4 protein-coding genes are annotated in these 5,318 nt (G+C 44.7%); all 4 read right to left on the bottom strand.

Going from position 1 to position 5,318, the window contains the following annotated elements:
- Positions 1–622: ParB/RepB/Spo0J family partition protein (locus tag B152_RS0113020; RefSeq protein WP_020592865.1), on the bottom strand; the 622-nt coding region annotated here is incomplete at its 3' end.
- A gap of 508 nt (positions 623–1,130) precedes the next feature.
- Positions 1,131–1,475, bottom strand: coding sequence for a hypothetical protein (locus B152_RS0113015; protein ID WP_020592864.1), 345 nt, complete (start codon positions 1,473–1,475; stop codon positions 1,131–1,133).
- A 239-nt stretch (positions 1,476–1,714) separates the two neighbouring features.
- Complete coding sequence (locus tag B152_RS0113010; RefSeq protein ID WP_020592863.1) at positions 1,715–2,887, bottom strand: DUF3644 domain-containing protein; 1,173 nt, start codon at positions 2,885–2,887, stop codon at positions 1,715–1,717.
- A 536-nt stretch (positions 2,888–3,423) separates the two neighbouring features.
- On the bottom strand, positions 3,424–5,127 hold the full coding sequence (locus tag B152_RS0113005; RefSeq protein ID WP_020592862.1) for a methyl-accepting chemotaxis protein: 1,704 nt from the start codon (positions 5,125–5,127) through the stop codon (positions 3,424–3,426).
- Positions 5,128–5,318: the final 191 nt, after the last annotated feature.

The following is a 5,318-nucleotide window of genomic DNA, read 5'->3' as shown; positions in this document are numbered from 1 at the left end:
TCAGATAGTTCTTTAGCTGGTGTTCAGATTTGATTTCATTGCGTTCAATCGCGCTTAGAGCGTCTTCTGTGCGTTTTGCATCGGTCGAACGGGTGAAGATCTCAGCTATGGAGAGATTGATCTTCCCGGCCTTTAAAGCGTCAAGAATTGAACTTGGCAGCTCGGCCAGCTTGAGGCGCTTGTAAACATGAGCTTCCGTCACTGCAAAAGCTCTGGCAATGGTACTTACTGGTGATCCTGTTTCTGACATACGCCCGTATGCTCTGATTTCATCTGCGGGATGAAGATCCTGACGAGCAATGTTTTCAGCATTGGCCCAAGCCTGAGCTTCGGTTTCATTGGTGGCAATCTTTACCGGAATGGGAAAGGCATTAAAGCCCTTCTTTTTTGACAGAACCTGCAGCGCTCGTAGACGACGACCGCCAGCAACAATTCCAATTTTGCCATCTTGAAGCTTGATGCCTGATAAATTCTGAATAAGTCCGCAAGTGTTGATGCTTTCGGCCAGATCCTTGACTTCATCATCATTGACATCTTGGCGGGGATTGATTTCCGACAAGACGAGCTGATTAATTGCAAAAAACTCAATTTCCCGGGAAGTTTCAAAAGTCTTTTTTGCCATGATCGAGAACCTTCATCATTTTGAAATGTAAAACATTTCTCCTGACGTAAGGCAGTTTGGGGGAATTTTTGATAAACAAGGACCGCAGAACCTGAGGGGGATCACCCACCTGGAGAGAAACGGAAGGCTGGCCAGGTACTGGCCAGTGATCGTATTAGCGATTATGGGGATACAGGTTCAAGTGACGCGCCCAGGCGCGGCAACAGCGTAAGCGTGGTCCTATCAAAAAGGGCCTTTTTCAAAGGCCAGTGTGACCCATGGGGGCGCGAGGTCGATAGACCGGAAAGGAACTACCTCAACAATAAAATGAAGACAGGGGGATCTTGAACAATTCGCCGGCGATCAGCTCGTCTGAGGGATAGTTACCCGCATGGGCCGAGACTAGAGGCTCGGTGTAGGTTATCGAGGTAGGAGATTACCGGAATATAGCCCGGTCTTCGCAAGAAGACAGACCAAAATATTAGGACGCGGAAATTAAAATACTCCAGAAGATGCCCAGTAGCCACAATTACTTAAAAATTACAGCAAAGAAAACTATACCCATAACCACAGCTATAATAACGCCAATGACTTGCGTCCAAATTTCATTTTCTGTATTTAGCGCTTGAACATCATCTAGAGTTTTTTTAGTGCACGCTTCAATCTCTTCGGCATAAGTATTGTAAAAATCAATTGCATCTTTTTCACTCATTTCAGAAGCAATTTCTTTTATAGCATCACTGTGTTCTAATGATTTTTGATAAATATTCCCACCAGTATTATTAAATTCTCGAAGTTCAGCGGAATTTTTTTCAGCCAACGCTCGAACAGCTAAGCGATCTATTTTTCTTCCGAACTTGTTCCATTTACACAATCTCACCCTGAGTAATAGTTATAATACAATATCTTCCCTAAGTAAGCCGTTACAGTCAAGAAATACAAAAAGCTTGAACCCAACACATTTTGCTTCAAAGTACTCCAACCATTAATTGAACTGGTCTGAAACTCAAAATGGCACGAAGCATCACAGACGAAGAAATAGGATTAATTGTAACAGGCTGCCCTCATTGGCTTTAAACCACTTTATCTGCGGATATAATTCGGGTCATGAGGTTAGGCTTCGCGACTTTGCCTTTCGAGACAGTATTCACGTACCCGAGCAAGCCACGCATCATACCAATACCATTGCTGTGCGACGAGAACACCATATCCCTTTTGGGGGGCTTTCGCGTCTAGAGTTTGCCAAAGATGGGTATGTTGCTGCATCGTGAACCAGCGATATCCTTCAGCCTTCATTAAATCAACAATCCTCGAAGGCAAATATTTAGGTTTCTCGGTTTCCTTGAGTAGAACACGATTGATTGCAGCGGCTTCTTCACTGTCTGAACGCACAAATTCCACCGCTTCATCCGCAGCATTTGCCCGACTTGTAATTTTGCGCACGAAAGCGACCTTAAAAGTGAAGCGAGGGTCCGCCAACTCTTCATCACTCAATCGACCGTAGATATTATCTATCGTCGTTGCTATATGACGTGGTAAATCTTTTGCGGCTTTTAACTGTCTTCGTTGATCTGTTTTGAAAGTCCCGAACTGAAGCGCAAGCGGCAACCGCTTTTCCAAACCATAGTGATTGCCGAACCAATCTTTCAGCGCGTCATTGAAGTTCAGTGCACATTGCTGAAGTGTCCCGCCCAGGGCATCATCAATTCGATCAGTCGATCGATGCTCAATCTCATGACGAATGTCAAATAACGCCTCGAGATTGTTTACAGTCCCTTGTGGAAGTTGACACCGATCATGACGAATACACTTTCCGAGTTCCCAGTATTTATCAGCACCTTCTCTGGTCTTTACCACCTGCCTTACACCCTCTCGGGTTTGATAATAGCGATAATCTATACCAATTTTCCGATAATAGGCGTGCATTAAATAGGTCCACGCAATATTCGAAGTAACAATGAACAACTCAGAACGGAATTGAAGACCAGCCCCGTTAAAAGTATGTACAGCCGCAATCATCGCTTCTCGTGCTTTTATAACGAGTTCATCGCCCTTCAGGTTCAAGCCAGTTTCTGTATCGAGATCGGGCCAGTTGGAGAGAAAGTCTTCCAATTCTTCATTGCTGGCCGCCTTAACGTTACGATAGCGATCTCCGCGCCTAATTTGCCCTATTAGCCTATGATTGACTGATCGTGATGGCCGAGTGAAATATGCGAGGATGTCTTGATCAATGGTCCACCCATTATCAAACATCGTTTTGACAAGGGCTACTTCCCAGCGCTCCATTGCTTCTCCGCGCCTGCGTCCAACCATCATACCCCCGCTTAATCCTAGTCTGCATTTCGCTATACTGAATCAAACATTATATAAAATAATGTAACTCACAACCTTTGGTGTTATTATGAGCGTCAATTAAATGGTCGTTTTCTTGACGATCAGGCACTTGAAAAACCGGGGGCGGGAAACGTTGAGAAATTTTGTCCAGTTTCTAAGTCAAGATATCAACATCAAGGTTTGGTGATCATTTACGAGTTTATTGACGGGTTGATTTATATTCTCACATAAAGTGAGCCGGGAGTTATGAAATCAAGCCCGTTGCAGATAAACTGAGCCCATTCTCACTTAATCCGAGCCGAACCATGCGGATAGTCGCAATTAAAGTGAGCCCAAATCAACGGATAAAATCAAGCCTGGGCTCCGATAATTGCAAGCCGCTATAAGTAAGCATAACAAGGCGAACGGTAAAGCTGCTCAAAAAGCTTTACCGTTCGATGTTTCGCTGTTGTAAAAAGGCTCTTGGGAGTAACTCAGGCGTAAACACCTTACCCCATCTTACTAATGAAACCGTTGACCTGATCAGAAAGGTCGCGGGTAAAACCCTGGAGTTCTGTTGAAGCAGAAAGTACGTTCTGTGATGCTGCATTCGTTTGATTGATCGAGCTTTCTACCAAAGAAATTTGATCAGAGGCTGTCGAGGTGTTTTGCGAGGCAACTGTAATACTGCTGGCAATTTCAGCTGTTGCGCTGCTTTGCTCTTCAATGGAGGAAGAGATAATAGTGGAAATCTGATTGATTTCTTCGATGATGGTCTGAATACCCTTGATCGCGTCGCCGACTGATCCAGTAGCAGACTGGATGTCATTAACCTGTTGCTCGATCTCTTCGGTTGCCTTGGCTGTCTGTGAGGCAAGACTCTTGACTTCGGAAGCAACGACAGCAAAACCTTTACCTGCTTCGCCAGCCCTGGCTGCCTCAATTGTTGCGTTTAAAGCCAGCAGATTGGTTTGTTCTGCAATTTCTGCAATCAGGCTGACAACTTCGCCGATTTTCTGTGCTGCAGTTGTGAGCTGTTCCATTTTGCTGTTAGCGCCGACGGCTTCTTGAGTAGCATTGGTCGCAACCTGCCCGGACCTTTGAACCTGCTGCATTATCTCGCGAATGGAAGCTGCGAGTTCTTCGGATGCTGCGGCGACAGTATTTACACTTTCTGTGGCATGGCGGGTCGATCCTGTTGCCTCGCTGGTTCCCGTGAGCGCTGACTGGGAATTGTTTGACATGCCCTGAGCAATCTCTGCGAGATTTTGTACGGAAGCAGACACTTGTTTTACGATGGTCTCTACAGATGCTCTGAATTCGTCTGAAAGGGCTCTTCTTTGTTCTTGGGATGAAATTTCATATTGTTTTTCTGTTTCAATTCGCTCGTTTTCGAGCCGGATTTTTTCTTCGGCATTGGTCCGGAATATATCAAGTGCCTGAGCCATTTCACCGACCTCATCCTGGCGGTTGATATAGGTGTTATTAATATCGAGATTCCCGGCAGCAACCTTTTCCATCATCGCTGCGAGTAAGGGAATAGGACGCATCAATCCACGAAGTACAACAATAGTGATCAAGGCACCGATAAGTGTTGCAATCAGAGATGCAATGATCAGGGCATTGATGATGTTATCAAGGCCAAGGTTGACTTTGTCTTTAAGGACACCAGCATAGAGAATACCAATCTTTTTCCCCTCGGGAGAAAGTATGGGCTCATAGATGGTATAATAATCCTTGCCGAGAATGGTTGCTTCGCCGTTAAAAGTTTTTCCGGCCATTATTACGGGATATACCCGGCCTGTTTGGCCTAGAGCAGTTCCCACCGCCCGACTTCCATCATCTTTGATAATGTTAGTTGTGACACGCCAGAAATCTTTGCTTTCTTCTTCCCATTTGAAGACTGTCACGGTCTCTCCGGTTGTTTTGCCTATTTCATCGATCATTCCATGATCTTCAAACGTGGAAATCCCGTTCATGACAAGATCGTGAATCTTACCTTGCGCATCAATGGTAAAAGAAGTGTCAGGGTACTGTTTCTTTAGGAGAACAGCGGCGGTTCTTAACCCAGAATTCTGTTGCTCGATCACTGTTTTTGACAGGTCAGCCTTGAAGGTCCATGCCGCCCATCCCCCGACGATAGATGCCGTCAAAGCAATGATAAATACAAACAGTAGAACAATTTTTGTACTCATATTCAGTGATTTGAGCATGACGCTTCCTGTAATTTGATCCGTTGTTGGAAGACATCATGGAACTTAGAATGTTTATTTTTTATGAATTTTAATATTTGAAGTGTTTGATTCCTTGAGACCTCAGCAAAACTCTGACCTTTCCCTAGACTGATTGATTAAGTATTTTTTGGCTATGAAACAAAGCTTCAAAACACAACCCGCCCTTTTCG

Source organism: Kiloniella laminariae DSM 19542, from assembly GCF_000374005.1.
Classification (GTDB): Bacteria; Pseudomonadota; Alphaproteobacteria; order Kiloniellales; family Kiloniellaceae; genus Kiloniella; species Kiloniella laminariae.
This window is presented reverse-complemented; position numbering and strand designations above follow the sequence as displayed.

What these genes read in the sequence shown, in the direction of transcription:
- B152_RS0113010 (WP_020592863.1), bottom strand. Translation starts at nt 2,887, where the DNA reads ATGGAGCGCTGGGAAGTAGCCCTTGTCAAAACGATGTTTGATAATGGG.
- B152_RS0113005 (WP_020592862.1), bottom strand. Translation starts at nt 5,127, where the DNA reads ATGCTCAAATCACTGAATATGAGTACAAAAATTGTTCTACTGTTTGTA.